Source organism: Vibrio hepatarius (assembly GCF_001274785.1).
GTDB lineage: Bacteria > Pseudomonadota > Gammaproteobacteria > Enterobacterales > Vibrionaceae > Vibrio > Vibrio hepatarius.
On record NZ_LHPI01000013.1, the window covers coordinates 57,077 to 76,641 of the forward strand.

Annotated in this window: 22 protein-coding genes and 1 riboswitch; of the genes, 3 read left to right on the plus strand and 19 right to left on the minus strand. The window is 42.1% G+C overall.

Going from position 1 to position 19,565, the window contains the following annotated elements; genetic code table 11:
* Nucleotides 1–67 precede the first annotated feature (67 nt).
* The 5 genes from AKJ31_RS14335 to dnaN all read right to left on the minus strand — a co-directional run bounded on the left by AKJ31_RS14335 (nucleotide 68) and on the right by dnaN (nucleotide 4,103).
* Nucleotides 68–694: a hypothetical protein gene (locus AKJ31_RS14335; RefSeq protein WP_053409796.1), complete on the minus strand. Its 627-nt coding sequence runs from the start codon at nucleotides 692–694 to the stop codon at nucleotides 68–70.
* Nucleotide 695: 1 nt separating this feature from the next.
* Nucleotides 696–1,649 (minus strand): TrbC/VirB2 family protein, encoded by a 954-nt coding sequence (locus AKJ31_RS14340; protein WP_053409797.1) that lies wholly within the window; start codon nucleotides 1,647–1,649, stop codon nucleotides 696–698.
* A gap of 333 nt (nucleotides 1,650–1,982) precedes the next feature.
* Nucleotides 1,983–2,561 (minus strand): hypothetical protein, encoded by a 579-nt coding sequence (locus tag AKJ31_RS14350; RefSeq protein WP_053409799.1) that lies wholly within the window; start codon nucleotides 2,559–2,561, stop codon nucleotides 1,983–1,985.
* 69 nt (nucleotides 2,562–2,630) lie between these two features.
* The gene (locus tag AKJ31_RS14355) at nucleotides 2,631–2,876 is read right to left on the minus strand and encodes a hypothetical protein (protein ID WP_157052365.1); all 246 of its coding nucleotides are present in this window, start codon (nucleotides 2,874–2,876) and stop codon (nucleotides 2,631–2,633) included.
* A gap of 90 nt (nucleotides 2,877–2,966) precedes the next feature.
* Complete coding sequence (gene dnaN / locus AKJ31_RS14360) at nucleotides 2,967–4,103, minus strand: DNA polymerase III subunit beta (protein ID WP_053409801.1); 1,137 nt, start codon at nucleotides 4,101–4,103, stop codon at nucleotides 2,967–2,969.
* A gap of 251 nt (nucleotides 4,104–4,354) precedes the next feature.
* On the opposite strand from dnaN, the gene AKJ31_RS14365 reads away from it, so the two are divergent.
* The 3 genes from AKJ31_RS14365 to AKJ31_RS14375 all read left to right on the plus strand — a co-directional run bounded on the left by AKJ31_RS14365 (nucleotide 4,355) and on the right by AKJ31_RS14375 (nucleotide 9,062).
* Nucleotides 4,355–5,383, plus strand: a complete 1,029-nt coding sequence (locus AKJ31_RS14365; protein WP_053409802.1) for a hypothetical protein — start codon at nucleotides 4,355–4,357, stop codon at nucleotides 5,381–5,383.
* A gap of 591 nt (nucleotides 5,384–5,974) precedes the next feature.
* Nucleotides 5,975–6,994: a RepB family plasmid replication initiator protein gene (locus AKJ31_RS14370; protein ID WP_053409803.1), complete on the plus strand. Its 1,020-nt coding sequence runs from the start codon at nucleotides 5,975–5,977 to the stop codon at nucleotides 6,992–6,994.
* A gap of 40 nt (nucleotides 6,995–7,034) precedes the next feature.
* Nucleotides 7,035–7,226: riboswitch (cobalamin riboswitch) on the plus strand.
* A gap of 12 nt (nucleotides 7,227–7,238) precedes the next feature.
* On the plus strand, nucleotides 7,239–9,062 hold the full coding sequence (locus tag AKJ31_RS14375; RefSeq protein WP_053409804.1) for a TonB-dependent receptor domain-containing protein: 1,824 nt from the start codon (nucleotides 7,239–7,241) through the stop codon (nucleotides 9,060–9,062).
* A 102-nt stretch (nucleotides 9,063–9,164) separates the two neighbouring features.
* Here the strand turns inward: AKJ31_RS14375 and AKJ31_RS14380 are convergent, their stop codons facing one another.
* The 14 genes from AKJ31_RS14380 to AKJ31_RS14450 all read right to left on the minus strand — a co-directional run bounded on the left by AKJ31_RS14380 (nucleotide 9,165) and on the right by AKJ31_RS14450 (nucleotide 19,563).
* Complete coding sequence (locus tag AKJ31_RS14380) at nucleotides 9,165–9,596, minus strand: hypothetical protein (RefSeq protein ID WP_053409805.1); 432 nt, start codon at nucleotides 9,594–9,596, stop codon at nucleotides 9,165–9,167.
* 124 nt (nucleotides 9,597–9,720) lie between these two features.
* A complete protein-coding gene (locus AKJ31_RS14385; protein WP_053409806.1) occupies nucleotides 9,721–10,995 on the minus strand; it encodes a PD-(D/E)XK nuclease-like domain-containing protein in 1,275 nt (424 codons plus the stop codon).
* A 154-nt stretch (nucleotides 10,996–11,149) separates the two neighbouring features.
* Nucleotides 11,150–11,380 (minus strand): hypothetical protein, encoded by a 231-nt coding sequence (locus AKJ31_RS14390; RefSeq protein ID WP_053409807.1) that lies wholly within the window; start codon nucleotides 11,378–11,380, stop codon nucleotides 11,150–11,152.
* Nucleotides 11,381–11,482: 102 nt separating this feature from the next.
* Nucleotides 11,483–12,484 (minus strand): SPFH domain-containing protein, encoded by a 1,002-nt coding sequence (locus AKJ31_RS14395; protein WP_053409808.1) that lies wholly within the window; start codon nucleotides 12,482–12,484, stop codon nucleotides 11,483–11,485.
* Nucleotides 12,485–12,526: 42 nt separating this feature from the next.
* Nucleotides 12,527–12,952 (minus strand): hypothetical protein, encoded by a 426-nt coding sequence (locus tag AKJ31_RS14400; RefSeq protein WP_053409809.1) that lies wholly within the window; start codon nucleotides 12,950–12,952, stop codon nucleotides 12,527–12,529.
* Nucleotides 12,953–13,079: 127 nt separating this feature from the next.
* The gene (locus AKJ31_RS14405) at nucleotides 13,080–13,370 is read right to left on the minus strand and encodes a hypothetical protein (RefSeq protein WP_053409810.1); all 291 of its coding nucleotides are present in this window, start codon (nucleotides 13,368–13,370) and stop codon (nucleotides 13,080–13,082) included.
* Complete coding sequence (locus AKJ31_RS14410) at nucleotides 13,367–13,831, minus strand: hypothetical protein (protein ID WP_053409811.1); 465 nt, start codon at nucleotides 13,829–13,831, stop codon at nucleotides 13,367–13,369. Before AKJ31_RS14410 ends, AKJ31_RS14405 begins: the two co-directional genes overlap by 4 nt.
* Nucleotides 13,832–14,068: 237 nt before the next feature.
* Nucleotides 14,069–14,710 (minus strand): hypothetical protein, encoded by a 642-nt coding sequence (locus AKJ31_RS14415; protein ID WP_053409812.1) that lies wholly within the window; start codon nucleotides 14,708–14,710, stop codon nucleotides 14,069–14,071.
* The gene (locus tag AKJ31_RS14420) at nucleotides 14,703–14,912 is read right to left on the minus strand and encodes a hypothetical protein (protein WP_157052366.1); all 210 of its coding nucleotides are present in this window, start codon (nucleotides 14,910–14,912) and stop codon (nucleotides 14,703–14,705) included. Before AKJ31_RS14420 ends, AKJ31_RS14415 begins: the two co-directional genes overlap by 8 nt.
* Before the next feature lie 120 nt (nucleotides 14,913–15,032).
* Nucleotides 15,033–15,419 carry a WGR domain-containing protein gene (locus tag AKJ31_RS14425; RefSeq protein WP_053409814.1) on the minus strand — a complete coding sequence of 129 codons (387 nt, stop codon included), beginning with the start codon at nucleotides 15,417–15,419 and terminating at the stop codon, nucleotides 15,033–15,035.
* 573 nt (nucleotides 15,420–15,992) lie between these two features.
* A complete protein-coding gene (locus tag AKJ31_RS14435; RefSeq protein ID WP_169780636.1) occupies nucleotides 15,993–16,226 on the minus strand; it encodes a ParE family toxin-like protein in 234 nt (77 codons plus the stop codon).
* A 111-nt stretch (nucleotides 16,227–16,337) separates the two neighbouring features.
* A complete protein-coding gene (locus AKJ31_RS14440; protein WP_053409817.1) occupies nucleotides 16,338–16,868 on the minus strand; it encodes a hypothetical protein in 531 nt (176 codons plus the stop codon).
* 128 nt (nucleotides 16,869–16,996) lie between these two features.
* Nucleotides 16,997–17,872 (minus strand): carbon-nitrogen hydrolase family protein, encoded by an 876-nt coding sequence (locus AKJ31_RS14445; protein WP_169780637.1) that lies wholly within the window; start codon nucleotides 17,870–17,872, stop codon nucleotides 16,997–16,999.
* A gap of 272 nt (nucleotides 17,873–18,144) precedes the next feature.
* Nucleotides 18,145–19,563 (minus strand): hypothetical protein, encoded by a 1,419-nt coding sequence (locus AKJ31_RS14450; RefSeq protein ID WP_053409819.1) that lies wholly within the window; start codon nucleotides 19,561–19,563, stop codon nucleotides 18,145–18,147.
* Between the last annotated feature and the right edge of the window lie 2 nt (nucleotides 19,564–19,565).

Sequence of the window (19,565 nt, forward strand, 5' to 3'; positions counted from 1 at the left end):
TTTTGTTGGTAGGAGTAATTCAAGGAGTTCCCAATAGGTGGGGGGAAGGGAACTCCTTTGGAGCTAATTATTGTGTCACATACTCATTTGAAAACTTGATTGACTCAAGTTCACTGATCAGCTCATTAAATTGAGAAGTATTGCCTGCCGATGTTTGTCTTACACACTCGGAAATGAGTGCTGAACGGTAAGACTCCGATAATTCAGCTAGTTTTTTCTTTTCAATTTTAATTGCCTGGCTATCGTCAGGAAGTCGATTAATCGCATTTAGTGAAGTAGTCATGATTTGGAAATAGCGTTCAGATGCATCAGCGAGAGTATCTTTACGGGAGTCTGATAGATTTCCCGATAGCCTCATATCCCAGTACATTTTTAGCAGTGATCTTGAGTCCTTTGCTAAAGGCGAATCTTCCAAATTATCTAGCTGAGATTCAACAACGTCCATTTGATAACGATGTAACGCGGAGAAGTACAACGCACCATACTGCTTTGCTTTTCGCTGTGTTGTAAATGCAACCAGTGCTATGTATGTCGAAAGGCTCGCTACTGCACATACAATCAATGCGATTTTTCCTTGCGATACTACAGCGTTGACTCCAAAGAAAATTGATAAGGCTAGTGCTGCGATATTTTTGGGGTCGATAGCTGCATTAAGTATGACTGTACGTAAAAGGTTTTTTCGTGAGTATTTCATGTCAATTTCCCAAGATTGTAGAAGCAATTGTTGATGCGTTAGCAAGGAAAAGCACAGCTAGGATACTAGAAGCAAACATAACTAAGTTGGGGCTAACAACCGAGAAGAAGATGACTCCCATGATGAATAACATCATCATAATTTTTACCAATGGGCCATCAAGCATTTTCACCATATTGTCTGCAACACTACAGAACGGAGAGCCATTGGTGTTCTCTAGACACTTATTAGAACTTGGTTGCTCTGGCTCAACGGAAATAGTCTGGGTATCTTCCTCTTGAACTGGTGCTTTCTCTGTGTTCTTAGTAATCGTGAGATCTGGTGACGTTTTGACGATTCGAGCTGCCAATTCCGATTTCACCAAGTCTTTCATTATCGAGTCATTAAATCGTGAGTAGGGATTTGATAGGCCGCGTTCAAGCAAAGCCGAAACTAATCCTAAATCTTGTTTACTGCTCTTACCAATACCCCAGTAGACAGTACCTGAATCCAGAACATCAGTACCAGTCACGTTCAATGCGTTAGAAACGAATGCCTTTACCACGTCAGATTCAACAAAGCTTGGTAGTGTTGCAATAACATCAGGATCTGATGTTCGATTGCCACTTAGTACAGCTACTACTTTGTAGACGTTTGTGTCCAACTTGGAAAGCTTCTGTATTACCACTGAACTATCTAGCTCACTGCCTTTAGAAATTGTTGAACAGTTTAAAATAAAGCCAAAATCATCTTTTGAAGTGACTTTGAGAGCACCTGGGCAGAACTCTTGATCAGCATATACAGATAGAATTGGGGGTGGAGCATTTAAGTAATCCACTAAACGGATAATCCCGGAGAACACAAACGAGAACAGTAGTACATAAACAAGGAACTTCTTGGCGTTAACCAAGTGTTTAGAATTTACTGGGTACTCGTTGAGCAAAAAAACACAATTTTGAACGTATGAGCTGTGCATTGATTCTCTCAAAGTAGTTGGTTGATTGAGAGAATCCTACCTCATAACATTAATTGTTGAAAGTGCAGTAGTTGAAAATCGGCCATTTTCAAAACTACAACACTTAACAATTAGCCCGTGAAGTAATTCATGCAGTAGTAGGTAAGAAGTAATACGAAAGCAATGAGAGTCCAGCCAATAACTTTAGATAACCGTGTGCCTCTTGAGTCTTTTTCAGAATCAATAATACGAATAACGGATGCGCCAATCCAATCAATAAACTCAAGTAAAACGCTCCGCATTAAGAACGATAATACCTTGAGTATGCCGCGTATAATGTCATCATCCATAGTCTCACTTCTGTGGCTTGCCAAAAATACTTTCTATTAGCACATCCACCCAACCGAATGGAAAAAGTTTTACCTTTTCCACTTCTGCTTCATTATGAGAAATTTTGGATGGCTTATTTACATGCTCTTCGAGAGCTTCCTCAAACTGGTTAGGGTTCTTTAAGAGGGTGTAAATAAGGGAGTTCGCGTAAGTGGTGTCACCCTCAAGTTCAAGATTGTTCTTTTCTGCATAGTACTTAGCAACGGCAGCTGATCTGGAGCGTCCAGCGTCACAGTGAACAATGATTTCTCTGATATTAGGTGATTCTTCGATACGCTTGAACATAAGCAAAATTTTGAGAGCGTGAACTTTACGGGCGCAACCGTCAAAATAATTCCAGAAGTCAGCGCCATACTCTGAGATTAGTTCTTCGTCATATGCTGCATCATCAAACCCAATGTGATCAAAGTATCCCCAATCTTCTTTCGGAACTTGAGAATCAACTTCCTGTCCAGCATCGTGAATAGAAATAAGTGCAATAGAATTGTCAGGTACTAGTTTTCTCGCATCTCTGACAGGCATGAATGAAATTTGATGAATCATAATACGCTCCGCATTAAATGTGTGAGCACATAATACACGGAGCGAATAGAAGTTTAAATTAGGAAATGATCAGGTGTGCGCGAGTGTGGAGGCAACTTGGAGCTTTTCTACCACAACACCGTTTGTATTGTAGTGATTAAGGTGTAGGTCATTGCCGTACTGGACTATTTCTACATGACCGGAATCGTCAGGTAGCAGTATCGCTGTTCGGTTACCCAGTTCGCTGTAAGTGAATGACGATTCATTTAAATCTGTCAAACCATCTGGAAAGCGCAAAACGCCTTCTACTTCATTTTCTCCGTGGAAGACTGTCATACACTTATCAGTAAGCGATACTTTAAAGTCTAATATACTGGCGACCCACTGATCGCCATTTAAAGTGAATTTATTGTTGTTCAGCATTCTCTAGATTCGCACTGGCATAATTAGTGATTTGCTTGTTACTACCTTTCCAACAGGTGATACACAGCATGACGCATTAGCTTCTGTGAATTCCATTGTTACGTGTTCAGTGTAAATGTGGCTTAGAGCATCAATCAGGTACTTAGGGTTAACACCGAAGTCATAAGTGATTGGGTCGCCAGATGTTTGAGCAGTGATCATGTCCTCACCTAAGCCATCTTCTTCATTATCAATCACAGTTTGTAGCTTAATACCGTTTTCGGTAGTTGAGAGTTTAACTTTAGGGAACTTGTCATCTGTTAGCAAAACAGACACGCGATTTAATACTGATAATAGCTCAAGACGATTAAATTTGATCTTGCTTGCGCATGTCTTAGGGAACATTTTAGAAATATCAGGGAACTTACTATCAATAAGGGCTGTGCGGTAAACAAGACCGCCCCAATTGAATTCAGCTCTTGAACCATTGTAAGCAATAGTAATTTCTTCCGCAGACTCGTTTAGGCGAGTAAAAACTGTCATTGAGTTGTAAGGGAGCAATAGACCCATTTTGTTTACTGCTTCACCTACTTGCATTTTGTTCACGCACAGGCGGTGACCATCACTCGCGTTAGCGAACAATGCACCACGATTAACGTTAAGGTAAACACCATTCAGATAATGACGCACATCGTTACGACCAGAAGCGTACAGCACGTTGGAAATTAGGCTCATAAACTCTTTAGCAGGAACGGTAAAGGTGCTCTCAACGTCTTTGATGATGTCAACTGTTGGGTAATCGGTTACTGGAATAGTTTTTAGTTGTAGGCGTGATTTACCGCAGCTCAATACTGCACGGTTTTTACCTTGTACTTCTTTGATTTTAACTTGTGTGTTCTTTGGTAGTGCGCGAGTCGCTTGAAACAGTTTCACTGCGTCAACACATAGACTGCCATTGCCTTTTACTTGGATCTCGTCTGTAGCACAAATTCGAGTAAATGACTGGTTGCCGTTAGAACCAGTGATTTGAAGTTGTCCGTTGTTCGCTTCAAGCAACACGAAATCAAATGATGAAATGCCTGTTTGACGGCTATCAGCGTTATTACAAGCGTGACCAACGAAGTTTAGCAGAGCTTGTTGTGAGTTTGATATAAGTTCCATTATTTGCCTCCACAGCATTTTGATAATTCGGGGTGGTTAGCCCGTCTGATATGAAAATATTAAGACACTTGCGAAAACGCGCAACTCTTTAAAACGCTACTTTTTGAAAATAAATTAATAATCAATATTTTGTTTAAAAACAGTGATTTATTATAAAATTCTGTGGGGTGGTACGATTTCTAGGTAACTGATCTGATTCAAAAAATTGTAAACTTACGAATTCAATAAATGTTGTGTAAGTGGTACTGGAAATGAATACAGAGTTAGACACAAACCTAAACCTTGAAGATCATCTAAACAAACTGATTGCTGGTGGACAACCGGTAGAATTAATTACTGCTCAAATGCTCCATGAAGTAGCTGGCAACTGTACGTTGGAACAATGTGCACGATGGTTGTTGGACTACAAAGAGACAAATGAACTCTCAGTGCGTGTTCAACAACCAGAATGGGTTGGAATGTTTATCGATAAATTGAAAGGGCTGGGGGATCAGATTTGGCCTCTAATCGAAAGTGAAATCCAATCACAGGTAGCAACTCAGGTTAGGGATAGAACTCAGGAGTTAGAAATCGCACAGACATCTCTAACGGATGCAAATGCGAAACTGGCAGATAGCGCGAAAGTTATTGAGAACCTGGAGCAGAAGCTAACCATCTCTGAACAGGCGAATGGTCAAATTCAAAACTTAATCCAGAATGTTGAATCTGCTAATGAAAAAGCCCTAAATGCTCTAGAAGAAAAAAACCAATTTTTCGAGAATCGCGTCCGGGATCTCGAAGCTAGTCTGGATACCTCCACGCAGCAACTGACTGAAACACAGGAACAGCTTGCTGAGTCACAAAGTCAGGTAAATACACTATCTGCAGAGTTAGATACCGCTGGTAGGAAAGCAAAAAAACTTGATGAACAGATTGAGAAGCTAACTAATCAGAATTCCGAGTTAGATTCTGAACTGGGGACAAACAAGAACCTGGTGAAAGATCTTAAATCCGAGCTGTCAGCACTTAAGAAAAACCGTAGCCCGGAAGAGAAGAAACTGGAGCGCTTACAGACCAAGACAGAAACACAGAAAACAGAAATAAAAAATCTAACTGACCGTTTGGTACAAGCAGAAGGGACTATAGAGCAATTAGCGAATCAAAACGCTAGACAAGGGGAGCAATTAGAGCGGTCTAGCGAAAGGCTCATTTTGGCCTCAGATGCTTGCATGAAGGCTTCCGAAGAGGTTGGGGTGCTACAAGGTAAGCTTGAGGTATATGAAGCACAGAAAGAATCCTAGAGCGTTTAAATCACCTGTATTCATAAACAGGTAATATTGAATTCGAGATCAAAAGTGAAAATTGATTCGTTCAATTAGATTTATAAAAACAAAAAAGAAAATAACAATTATTTTTGAATGTGGGTATGTGGGCAGCTTGCTGTCCATATATCCACATTTTTTTTGCGTTGGATATTGTGGGTTATAGCGAAGCGAAATCCACATATCCAAGGACATACATTCTTAAGGATCTTTCTTATGATCTTTCTTAAAAGATCTTATTAGGTTCTGCAATCCCTTATGTATCAATGCTTGTGGCGGTTTAGCCGTGACATATTGAAGGGTAAACGTGACAGATTGAAGGGGATAAATAGACAATGTGAAGGGATAGTCGTGACAGATTGAAGGGATGGAAACGCGGTTATTCATGGGTTATTCACAGGTAAAAAGTGGCCTTTAAAGGTTGAGCTGTAGTTCAAATTACTAACTTCTAGTATTTGCCTGTCACACACTTTGAGTATTCGAATTCAATAAATAGCGTTTTATGCTTGCTAATTGATAATTAATTAAATTAGAATTCGTGACTTCTATAATTCAGCTGTCACGAGTTTTATGAATTTGCCAATTAGCGTTAGTCAAAAACAAGCTAAATCCGTATACCTTAGACAGTCGAACGCACTGACTACGGCAGCGTATACACTCTCACGCAATGAAAAACGCTTGGTGTACCTTTCTCTGGAAAAAATCTTTAATGGTTCTGTTACAGAAGAACGAGGAAGGTTTGATGTAACTATCAACCACAGTGAGTATGCGCGGGTTTTTGATGAAAGCGATAAAAACATCAGCCGTGACATTGCCAAAGCATCAGCAGCACTGAATAAACGGGAGATAGTCTTCTATGTGCCAAGTGAAGATGCAGATAATGGCGAAAAGGCATTGGATGGACTCAGTTGGACAACCAAACGATCTGTACGTCCAAAACGCGGAACGACCGTTCTTTCATTCAACGCTGAACTAGTCGACTTACTTCGAGCTGATGGCCGATATACCGGCTATTTCCTCCATGTAGTTGCAAAGCTAAACAACCAATACGCATTGCGTTTGTATGAATCTATCCGTCAGTGGGTGACATTGAAACGAAATGCTAAAGACGCCGAAAAAGGGGTTGAGCGTTCGGTCACCTTTGGTATTGACTGGCTTATTAACCGATACGAGCTACCTGCATCATACCAACGCATGTCTGATTTTAGACGCCGATTTCTAATTCCTGCCGTCACTGAAATTCATAACAAGTCCGATATTTGCTTATCGTATGAAGAAAATGCAGCCAAAGGCGGCCGACGTAATTCTATCGTTTCTATCACTTTTCGTTGGATAGAAAAACAAGACCCATTTAAGGATGACTATCTGGGCTTTGAAGATTTCACAGACGTAACAACACCTCCAGTTCGTGATGAACTTGATGATGATGTTTGGGTTGAGCTCGGGTTGGTATATCTGGATTCATTTAGTGACGAAAGCCAATTGCCCTCAGTTGAATGGGCTATGGACTTCTTAGTTACATATCAAGCTGTACGAGGCGAATCCCCGCCTAAGAAACTTAAAGATTCACTACTCAACTTGGTTGCTTAACCGGGTAGGGACGGCTTTGCCGTGTGTAATACGCTCACTATTGAGCACATTTGTAATTGGTACCGGGAATCTAGGTGAGAATCCTATGAACTGACGTCGCAGCGGTATTTGATGACGCAGGCTTTGTATCACACTGCAATTCGTTTTTGTGGGAAGTGAAAGTCAGCGGTGAATGGAAAATATTCCTTTCAGATTCATAAGTCCGAAGACCGACCATTTTTATTTTAAACGCGAAGGAAAACACATGAAATACACTTTAATTGCATCTGCTATTGCTACGTTGGTTTCGACATCCGCATTTGCAACTGCAACTGACACCACTGAAACTATTGTTGTTACAGCAAACCGTGTAGAGCAGGGCATCAACGAACAATTGTCTCCAATTGACGTGATCTCGAAAGAACAAATCAAAGACTTAAAGGTTGAGTCTTTAGCAGAATTGTTAAAGCGTCTACCTGGCATTCAAGTGGCCAACAATGGTGGTCCTGGCGCAACAAGTAACTTTTATATCCGCGGTCGTTCAGGACGTAACGTACTTGTGATGATTAACGGTATTCGTGTCGGTAGTTCAACAACAGGTACAGCTAATCTCAATGCATTACCGATCAAGAGTGTTGAACGTATTGAAATCCTTCGTGGACCTCGTGCATCTGTTTATGGTTCTGATGCCGTTAGTGGTGTTATCAACCTGATCACAAGTGAAAAAGGTAGCGATGCAAGCAGTGTTTCAGCGGGTATTGGTTCTAAAGGTCGTCGTGACGCGAACGCGAGTTTAGCGACTTCTTCTGATAACGCATGGTTTAGCATTTCTGCTAATACACAAAGTGCTGACGGCTATAACGTATTACCAGATAGTACAAACCCGGTGAACACGGATGATGATGGTTACAACAATACATACGCAACCGTAGATGGTGGTTATCAGATTAATGATCAGCTAACAGTTAAGGGTACCGCTTACTATCAAAACGGGAAAAATGATTTTGACAGTGGTTACACTACAGGTGGCGCTGATCAAAGCGAAGACACGACTTACAATCTAGGTCTTGTCACTGAGTACCAAGGTTCAAATCTTCTATCATCGCTGACTGTTGGCCACAACAAAGACAAGTCTGAATCGTATGGTAATGGTTCGGATGCTAGCGATATTTCTACCACACGTAGTGTGATCACTTGGCAGAACAACTACGCCCTGAATGATTCTACGAATTTAATGGCTGGCCTTGAGTACAATAACGAGAAAGTAGATAACGTTAGTATTGATTATGTGGACGATGACCGTCAGACACAATCTGTATACTTTGGTACCTCTAAGTCTGGTGAAGACTATCTGATTGAGGGTAATGTACGTCTGGATGATAGTGATGCATACGGTACATTTACAACATATCAACTTGGCGCAGGTTATGACATCGATGATTCGCACCGTTTAACGGCTATGTACGGTACTTCGTATAAGGCACCTACATTCAACCAGCTATACTGGCCGCGTCAATGTGATGTTTGGGGTTGTTACGAAGGAAACGCGAACTTAGAGCCAGAAGAAGCGCAATCAGGTGAAATTGCACTTGAAGCGAACTATGACTTTGCAGATCTGCGTGTTGCTTACCATCACTCAGAAATCGAGAACATGATTTCTAGTGCGAACTCAAGCCTTGATAACATCGGTAAGGCACAGGTTAAAGGCGTAGAGTTTGTGGCAAGCTTTGACACCTTCGGTATTTATCATGAGGTTTCTTACGACTACCTTGATGCAAAAAACAAAGATTCGGATAAGCAGCTAGTTCGTCGCGCTCGCAACAGTGCTAAGTGGAACATGTCTTACGAAATCTCAGACTTCAAGTTTGATGTAAGTTACTTGTACCAAGGTAAGCGATACAACGATGCATCAAACAAAGTTGAACTTGGCGGTTATTCACTGACAGACATTGCTATGACGTACCAGATCACTGAGCAACTTTCTTGTGGTGCTAAAGTGGGTAACGTATTTGATAAAGAATACGAGACAGTTAAAGGCTTCGTAACACCTGAGCGTAACTACTACGCTAACGTAACATACGATTTTTAATCTAGGTCACTGATCGACAGGTAGTAAAAAGGGAGCATCATGCTCCCTTTTTTATTGGATTAATAAGTTAGAAACTTTGAATGGTCATTGAAACGAAAGGTATCAATTACGTAGGAACTTTTCATTGGTAAACATGGCCTCGATTGTATCGGCAGGGAATACAAAGCTCTTGCCTTTGTTAGCTCCTTCTACACACGATCCGATAAATGGGTTTTTTCGTGCTCTGGAGTTGAATCCAGTTAATACATACCACTCGCCATTGCATTTAAACTCACGTTTTATCTTTTCTTCGTTAAGGTATGGGAACGCATATAAATACGATACAAGCGTTTTGTACTCAGGTGATACAACAGTGCCATCTTCTGAGGTGCCAAGCATGGTGATTTTAGCTGTTGCTTTAGAACCATCAGGATCGTAAGACATATTACCTACTTCAATAGTTACACCAGTCTTTCTCTTAATTTCTTCAAACGCTAGATTAAGTTCTGAACGAAGTGTTTGGCACATTTTTTTGTCGATTTTGATTGCAGTCATTTGATTTCTCACAGTGTTTTGGTTAGTTGAGCTTTTATTTTCTGCCAACTTGCTAAACGCGCAACAGGGCAAATAGACCCCTTTGAGTAAGGTTGAGTTGAGTGCTCAAAGGGGAGGTAGGGAGTTAGACGCGACCGCGTTTTGGCAATGTCAGTAAAGTACTGCCATTTCTCTGTGTGTATCCCGGCCAGTCATTTTCTTCTAGTGAACGGTGTAGATTTTGAATGTGACGATGGAAGTTTCTCTCAGCAATTTCCCAATCGGCATCTGACAACTCAAACACTTCGCAAATGTCTGCATCTAGATATTCCACAGCAACGAAGGGGAAGACGTTGATTGGGCAGGGTATACCAGCCAATCTACCGACATAGGTGTACATGTAAGCCTGTAGGTCGTACCCAAGATCACCAAACTGATAGGCAGCCATTAAAGGATTGGCGCTGCGTGTAGTTTTTACATCAGCTGGAACACCATCTTTAGATAACCAGTCGAAACGCACCTTAAGCATCATTCCTGTTTCTGGACATTGAGCAATGACAGACAGTTCAGCGAAGCCATTTTGCAAAATGGTATTTGCCCACTCATGGTTGCGTACTGTTTCACAAGCGCGGTGTGCATCATCCCAAACAATAGGGTCAATCGGTGTTTTCTCTAGTAACGGTTTCACCTGATCGTCAGTCATGCAATCTACTAGCGAAGGTCGACCCGTAGAGTCAGCTTGTACCTCTAATGCTTTAAGTACAGCTGGCTCACCTGAGTTATCAATTAAGTGACGCTTTTGCTGTTCTTCAAATATAAGTACTGATGGATCAGCTTGTAGGATACGTTCGGTTAGAGCGGCTTTAGTGCCTGACACTGCCAGTTTCAGTTCTTTACACTTCTCTCTAAGGTCGTCAGTAGTGTGTAAGCTGTTCTCATGCTCAACAGGATTAAGTAAGCGATAATAGCGGTCATAGAAGCCTTCTGGCTCCAATATAAGCTCATGTGAGTATGTACCTGCATCGTAGGTGCGCTCAGTAGTTTTAGCTGTACGTTTACGGTCGATTTTGTCGATGTAAGCTCGCTTGTAGTGTGCAGGTGACTTTGCGTATTTTTTTACTTGGCTGGAACTGGTCGCAGGTAGGGAGTGATAAACCTCATTAGGCATATCGGCATAGATGCCAGCCACAAGGTTGCCATTAGCATCGAAGAAATTTGGATTACCAGCTGTGTCATATGCAGGGGTAATTACAAACGGTAAGCCTTCATTAAGCTTCGCTGCCGCAATGTCATCGTCTGTGAAGAAAAAGCCATTACGCGCCACTGTAGTTGGTTGTGGTGCGTGTTGAGATAAGAATGCCTCAACACTAGCCATATGCGCTGCGTCAAACTTATCATCTGTTAGGAAAAGCCCGTTCATAAATAAACCCTTAATTCGTAATTACTCAACTCAGGGATTATTCTCAGGTATGTTACGGATCGCGCAATCACGTAGATTGCGAAAAGTACGGTGGTAGTGAGTGGGGTAGTGGTAATGGCGATTGAAACAACCGCCACTACGGATGCAATCTGATCTAATCAGTGAAGCCTAAAGACACCTTTTCTTCTTCCTCTGGCTCCAATAACAGAGCGTCGTAGAAGCCATGCTCTTTGAACCAGTCAATTGTAGAGCCATCAATTTCAGGCTCAAGCATTAAGCTACCCGTCGTTTGCAAATAGAGAAGGTTTACGAGAATAGCTTTATCGATGTCGCTAAACGTTTCCGTCTTTTGAATTAGCTGATGTGAGAACGATGCGTTGTTCATGGTCAATATCCTTAAGTCATTAGGTTATTAACAAGAGTAAGGCGAGTTAGAAAACGCGAAAGGGTATAAAAAAGCCCAGTTCAATGGCTGGGCTAAGTTAGGTTAATTATCCAAAGAGATTACTGTGTCCACCTCTCTGTTTGTGCTCAACATTAGAGTTAGGTTAGTGGCCAACCTGCTTTTATCATTGTCACTGAGCTTAATATCATCTTCTTCCGAAAGATTTCGTACAGCGTTGGCAGCGATCTTTACGATACCGGTTGTTAGTTCTCGTTTGGCTTTTACAACCATTTTTGCCTGCTGAGCCTGGGTCATTGCCGCCGCGATTTCTGGCGCGTAACCCATTTTATTAAAACTCACATCGATGGCTTCAAGACCATACTTGGTAACGTCTTCATTGATAGACTTGATGATCTCTTTTGAAATTTCATCTGTTGATTGGGTTAGTGTGGCAATTGTACCTGCATCGGCTTTTTCCTTATCTCCATCTATCTCAGAATATTTATCATCACCAAACTCAGCGACGTGCTCATACGGATACTTCCCAGCAACGTTGCGAATATTACCTTCAACTTGAGAACTGAAAAATTCATCAAAATCATCCAGTTCATAAACTACCAACTCGGGGTTAGCTACTCTCCAACTTACTACCGCTGAAAGCGTAATCAGACTACCGTTAGCATCATTTATTTTTAGGACATCAGTCTCAAAGTTTTTTACCCGATAATTCAGAAGAGTTGTTGAAAAGAAAGGGTTAATCCAGTGAAGTCCCTCTTTCTTAAATACGCCTAAAGGCGTGCCGAAAAGCTGTACAACACGAACCTCTTTGGGGCCGAGAGTTTTCAGCCCAATAAGACAAAAGAAAGCAAGAACGCCAAGAGGGATGCTGAACCATCGATATGGAGTTGTTTCCGTATATCTGGTAGCAAGGCTATAACTGGAAACGGACTGTACCGTTTTAGTTCCAATCACGCCAAAGCCAATCATGAGAGCAGAGAAGACGATAAAGCAGATGATAAATAGCATCAAATAGCCGTTAATCGTAAAAATTTCTTTAGACGGTACTTGAACATTAACAGCCGATTCGCTGGTGGATTCTGTCATTGGTGATCCCTATTTTGAAAGTTGTTGTGTAACTGAGAGTAATCAAGCTTCTTTGAACAATGGAACAAGGCACTTGTAAGTTCTAAACGCCAGCAGGCCAAGCATGCCAAGGCATAAAAGTCCGAACATTTGAATAACAGCTAATGCGATATGACCAGCCATTACCGGATTCTGGGCAATGTATTCAACCGTTGGATAGACCATTTCATTGAGCTGATATTGGATGAATGTAGCTCCAAACATCATAGGTATTCCGAGAGACATGATTAATGTGCAGTATTTGCATGTCGAGGTAAGGTGGCTGTAGTAGTGTCTAGCTGTTGCCGGGGCGCCGCGGCCAAATAGCCAACCAGTTATCCAAATGATGATTAGTAGGGGGATAAAATACAGCTGTATTTGTGAAAGCAATATGCCTCCAGTACAGAGCAAGGTGTACATCAAACCTATCGATATTTTATGTTGTTTCATTCATCCTCAAAGCATTGCTGTGAATCGATATAATCTAGCGATTGTACAATATTTAACTTTTAAAAACGCTAAATTTTGAACGTGAAGGAATATGAACGCCATATTCGATGGCGTCCAATGAAAGTAATTAGTTGGGTAAGTCCGGTAAGACGCGGGTTAAATTATGTGAGGCTTTTTGCATTAAGTAGTCTGGTAATTCTAATTCTTTTATAGCTCCAGCCATTCTGTTTGGCAGTTGTGAATCGATTTGAGAAATCATCACTCCCGACAAGCATATGCCTGCAAGTCTTGGGTGACCGTTATTGTCCTGCCTAGCACGCTTAGCAATGCTAGCGGAAGGGTGATCATACCAATTGGATAGGTTTGGGTTCTTAAACCAAATCAGTCCGTCCGTATCGATGAAGACCTTATCAATCATGCTGCGTCTCCCTCTGCGGGTGCATATTTGCCGGCATTAGTGATAATCACGTCGTCTAATTCAAATTGATCGTTCCATGACGCGTTACAGCAAGGACAACTAACAGCCATCTTCCCTTTAGAGGCTACCTTCAAAAATTCATCGCAATTCAAACCTAAACCTGAACCATCCATATTGTCGTATTGGCAAATAACGCAAGCTTGGCCATGAGACAGGTATCGCTCTTCTTGAAGAGGGCTTAAGGCCTTAATGTTCAGCTTACCTGGCTCAAGAAGTTTCACAGCTGATAATACGTATTGATTATTCCATTCTGCGAAGCAATGTGAGCATTGGCAGTCTTGGGACACAGATGTATCTCCGAAGTCGGGTTCGTCGTGCTCGATCGAGCTGTCTGAACATATGGGGCAGATGTCACCACCGTGTTCGATAAATTCCATTTTCTGAGTATCAGTTAATTGCATTTTTTAGCCCTCATTTAGTGATATTTCAAATTTTCACCCATAAGTAAAATCGCGCAATATCAATCTGATACGGTATTATCGTGACATATTGAAGGGTGTTTGTTTGTGGTGACAAATTGAAGGATATGGAAAAGCAGGGAGAATGGATCGAGGGAATAAAAGCTTGAATAGCTTGCTGGTGGAACAGGGATGGAGAATTGTTTTAAGGGCGGCGCAGCCATATAGCTGCACCATCAATTAAACGTATCTTACGGCGGCAGTAACGCCATCGAACTGGGTACCCGTAAGATTGAGCCGCATCCGACTAATTAAGTTACTGACCGCGTTAAATAAGTCACTGGCTTCTCGGGGTTCACAAAACATACAAAATGTATCGCCTTCAAACCTTGAGCTAATTTCTCTATTAACCGATAACAGGGATAGGGCCTCTTGGATGTTCTTTTCATTTACGGTTTTCTCCGTCGCGGCATAATTTTCAAAAGTGATTTTGGCCGTGAACGGCATGTTTGCTTTTGCACGATTAGCCGCGACTTTCTGCGGGTTATAAACGTAAGCCGCGTATAACACATATGGCTGGGCTGACTCAGGCGTTACAACGACCGCATAAACCACGTCAGAACTAACCATAAAATCTTGGGTCAAGGCTTCTTCGGCGTCCAAACGACAGGTGAACGTTTTGTCATTAATCACTTGAAAAGTTGATGATGGGCCTAGTGCCTGAACGCCCGTTTTTGAACAGACCTTATTCATTCGTGATACACGAAATAAAGCATGTTCCTTATCAGTAATCTCCAGAGAATCTCCAGTTATAGGAACATCTATGGTGTGAACGTCCATAAAGCCATTAACATTCAAATGGTTGATATTAAGTTCATACATCACACTTTTCCTCTTGAACAATTTTTCTGAATTGGACCAAACCACCTTGATCAAAGAAAAACTGGAGCCCGGCAGCTCGACATCTCCGGTTAAGTTCAGTCTCTTGCTTTTCCGTATTAGCAAATGACTGTAGCTGGTCAACAACCCGACCTGGGCTCAAGTGTCCAAGCTTTTCAGATGCACTCATTTCTTGTTCAGACATGCACGGTACATCTTTTAAGCTTCGTAGAATTTTGTAAGCATCATTACGTGGAATTTTACGGGCTATCATATGTCTACTCTCACTCTGATAGTATTTGGCCTGCTGAGCAGGCCATCTTTTTTAAGCCAATTTCAAACCTGTCCAGAAGGAGTCATCTACTGCTGGTTCTTCTTCAATGACGATTTCAGGTATAGATGGAACCATTTGGGGCGCTGGTGTGCCTCTAACAACTTCATTAGGGCTTGTTTCTCGCATTAACGAGTAGGCATCACGATTACTAAAGCGCTTAGAGGAAACTAACTCTTGGCCTTTAGTCAATGCAGATTCAAAGACAGAAAAAGTGTCTACGTCTCGCGGTTTACTATTGGTACCGATTCGGCCATAACGACGTGTAACAGCAAATGAATCTATACCGCGTTGGACAATCGAAACCTCATAGAACTTATGCTTGTTCTCTGAACTGTTCGTGTGTTCAAGGTACCACTGGTAAACAACCTGTTCTTTCATGAATATATCCCCAATTCGTTTTAATTTTTATATGGTTGCACACTCCGAATATCGCGCAAATGCACGCTTAGACGCCCATGCCGAAACACTTACAGGTAGCATGTAGCAATAGACTGAACAGATTATTGCAAACCCGGTAAGGAGCATTAGTTCGGTCAAAGCCTGGCTGAACTGCAATTCTCCAGTCAGGTAGTTGGAGAAATGTCGAAAAGTAGGGGTTAAGACAGTATCAACACTCTGGGCGATCGACACTGACATAGAGACTATCGATAGAAAGATCCACGGTGTTTTGGAAATACTTTCAGTTGGACGGTTTTGATGTTTATAGGCACACATCAGGCCGATAAGCGACCAAAGTAAATAATTAATAGCAGTAAGCATTGTTGTCTCCAACGTAGTTAAATTTTTACCCGTAACGGGTGCATGAATTTCATTTCTGATTGTTCTTGATGTCTTCTATGGGACGTCAATGGTGTCTTCTGTGACATCAGAAACCGCGGCCACACTCTGTGCCCAGAAGGGCTTTTGGCAAAAAAGTTCTCTGCGACTTCAATTAAGTCTCCGTAGACATCTTTATGAGGTCGAAATACGCATGTAGATCTTGTTGTAATCTTCGTGCGAGCAACACATCCAAGGTTCTATGCCATTAGGTGTTTCAGCCATCAACATCCGGTACCGACTGCCAATTTTGAACGACAGCACTTTTCGATTAATCGTCAGTCGTTTCGCTTCAAATTCACCAGTTGGTGTTCCAGAAGCAATTTGCTGAGTAATGTTTCTGGCCTTCTTTGCTATCTCGGGTGGCATCCCTGATAAGCTCTTCTTAAAAGTTCGCGGTAAATTGCCAATTTTTATTGATAGGTGTTTGCCCATTTTTCATTCTCCAGTTCGTTTCAACATTTAAGGTGTGGCGCCGGGTTACAGGAAATTTCCTGATACATGGTTTCCGTGTTGATCGCAGGGATAACCATCCGAATCCATGTCGAAATGCATTTCACCGCACTCCCAACAACTGATGGTTGAATTGAACTGGTAGATGTCACCCGTAGACGCGTGAAAATCCTGGCTGGTTCTACTGCCAATTTCAGCAAGCTTTGCCATGTCCAATGAGCTCACGTCTTGAGGAAGATCGTCGTTTATTGCAAGAGCGGTAATTGCTCGCTTAACCAGTGACAATAAGAAGGCATCTTGACTTTGTTGAATCGCTAAGCGCTTACACCAAAGCTTTGTTAAAGCACCAATTGAAGTGCCGTCTAGCTCTTCGTCGAGTACAAATATTGAAGCTGGGATCGCTTCATCAACATCTGCGCTTTGCGGGAGGGATACAGAGCATCCTTCAATTGCTTCTATAAGCATATCGATGGTGCCATTGAATTCGCCTGTTGCGGCAACCACGTTGGCCAACTGGTGAGGAAGAGCGTTGCGTAGTATTTGTGGTACATTTTGCATATTTAAAATCTCAGTCGTTTGTTATCTGATATTTCAAATACTGCGGTCAAAACGAGATCGCGCAACTCCCTGGGCAGATACTAAAAGAGCCGCGTAATTGCAGCTCTTTTATCAAATAGAAGTTGGTATTAATTCGTCACTCTAAAAGTAGCTATTTCGGAAAACCTAACTGTAGACTCTGTGTATTTGCCTGACGGTGAGCTAAAACCGCTTGAACCGCAATAGTAGGATGGTAAGTTGTTACCGTATAAACGTTCTCCGGTACCATTTGAACCAAGCACATAAGCCGATAGATATTTTGCAGCATGACTAGCCATGCCGGTTGCATTAAAGCCGGGGTTCCCGCATTGAGATTGCTCGGACGAAGTGACGCCCCACGGTACAATTATAACGTTAGCGTTTGTTTTTTTTACTCGATCTAAAGTACCTGTGATATTGCCTTGACCTGGCACGTAGGCATCCGCACAAACGAGTAAGGTTGTTTGGCCAAAATCAGTCTTGACCGTTTTTATGTCTTCGACTTTTCCTGGTGTGTAGCCGCATTTGGTTTTGTTTAAGTACCGTTGGCAGTCATCGGGGTCAAACGCATTACCTAATACATTCACTTTGCGATTATGGAGAACTATTTCTCCATCAGGATTAATGAGTATTCCACTATCATAGACGTTATAAGCGCCTGGTAAGCTGCCTGCTCCAGCGCGCTCAGCTCTCTCTGCAAGGCCAACGGCGACCCAAATATTTAAGCTAGATGCAATCTGGGCAAACTTCTCACTATATTTTCCGGGTATTGGTTCTGCCTGCATAAATGCGTTGGGATTTAGCCAGCCAAAAACAGAGCTCTCAGGGAAAATGACCAGTTCGGCGCCAGCGGCTTTGGCACGAGAGGCAAGTAGCTTCATTTTGAAGAAATTACCTACATCAGATGATTTGAGTTGAACCGCGGAAAACGTAAATGGTTTTGCTGGTGGTTCGGGCGAAGCGTTTGTCATGTTAGCGAATAGCATTACAGCACCGCACAAAAGAAGTCTGATTCTCATTTATTCACTTAAATTTGTTGTCCATAAATTTCAATCATTGTTGAATAGCCTTAGTCCCTCGGATGCGTTCTTTCCCTCTGCCGTTGCAACTGCCACACGGAGGCGAACCATTAGAGTCATAATACCCACTGCCATTGCAGGAAGTGCACGGAACTAGTATCCAACCATAAATAAACCGGAAGTAATATTCTTTTCTCGATGCCTTTCTTTCGTGAAACGTAGTCAAAACCATTTTCCTTTTAATTTAGTGTCTGGAGAAACTTTGTTGTTACTGCAAAGGCATAATCGATCGAGCTTTCCAACAGTTCATGATTTAGTTGTTCACCCGCTTCACTTAACTTGTGATCAAGTGCAGAAATGAAGTTTTTTACTGTCAGAGATTTCAAATCGTCGTTACAAACCGGCAATTGAATATATCGGCCGGCGCAATTGATTTTTAGCACGTGGTCGTTATCAGTAGATGACCATTCTTTATTGAACTTATTACAGCCTGATTCGCGTAACTTTCTATTAATGAATGGCAGATGACTACTCTCAATGGATTCAAGTACGGTAGCAACCTTAGTCACGGATGCAGCTACATCCAACGCGTGTTGAGTTCTCTGGTTTTCAATGTCCTGATCGCGTTTGACCATAGCGGCTTGAACGTCGGTGATTGAAACGCGGCCACCGATCAAATCGGAAAATGTAGGCAATGCCGAACGGCTTGAATAACCAAACTCAATGTTATGGATGTTCGTCAAGATTGGTTCTAGTAGATCTGATGCATCACTATCGATTAGCGTGCTGACCACCAACTCAACAGGAGTTTTTGAGTTGAATATTGCCTTGTTCATGATGATAAAAGCCATTCTTCTCGACTGATAATCGATGCGGTTAAGTAGATGGTTATAAGCTTCATTCATTTTTTCTAGTGTTGGGGTGTCAGCTCGCATGAACCATCCGTGTAAGCAATCTGATAATTTCGTGCATTGTTCTTTTGCCGTTGATGCCCGGCGATAAGCGAAAACAGCGCTAAAGGCTTTCTGACCAATTCGGGCTTTTAGTGTTTCATCAAAGCTGGTGGCGAGTTCAATGAGCCTAGCTGTCTTGTGATGTCTAAAGAACCATGTATCAAAGGCCAACCACTCTGCAGCTGCGTAGTGGGTATCAGAGTGCATTGGAACAGGAAAATCACCCAGCAGGTGTCGGGCTGCCAGTTTTGCCGCATTTTTTTTCTTTGTTGAGCTTAACCCGGCATCCTGCTTTGACAATTTATTTGCCAGATGCTCAAGGATGTCTTTCATTGGATCAGTGCTGCAGCGGTTAGCCCGGATTAAGCGCCTAGCCAAAGATAGGGAATCACTGCACTCGTAGTTTGGTAATGTGCTGTCTTGAAAATAATCCTCGGTATTTGCGTCGAAGGTTATTTCAGTTGAGTCTTGTAACTGGCGAACAACCGAAGACACGTAGGCATCCGATCCGTTCGGTAGCAATTTCTTGATCGGAATATTTACCGATTCGCCGGCATCATCGATGCAAACTGCACTTTTCGCGTTCTTCTTCTCAAGCTTGAAAATAGAACCATCAGGCATTTTAATGTTGTCACCAATCGCCACTTTGACCCATGAAAGTGCTTTTTCATAGTGTGTACCTTCACCTACTAGCATTGTTCCCATGA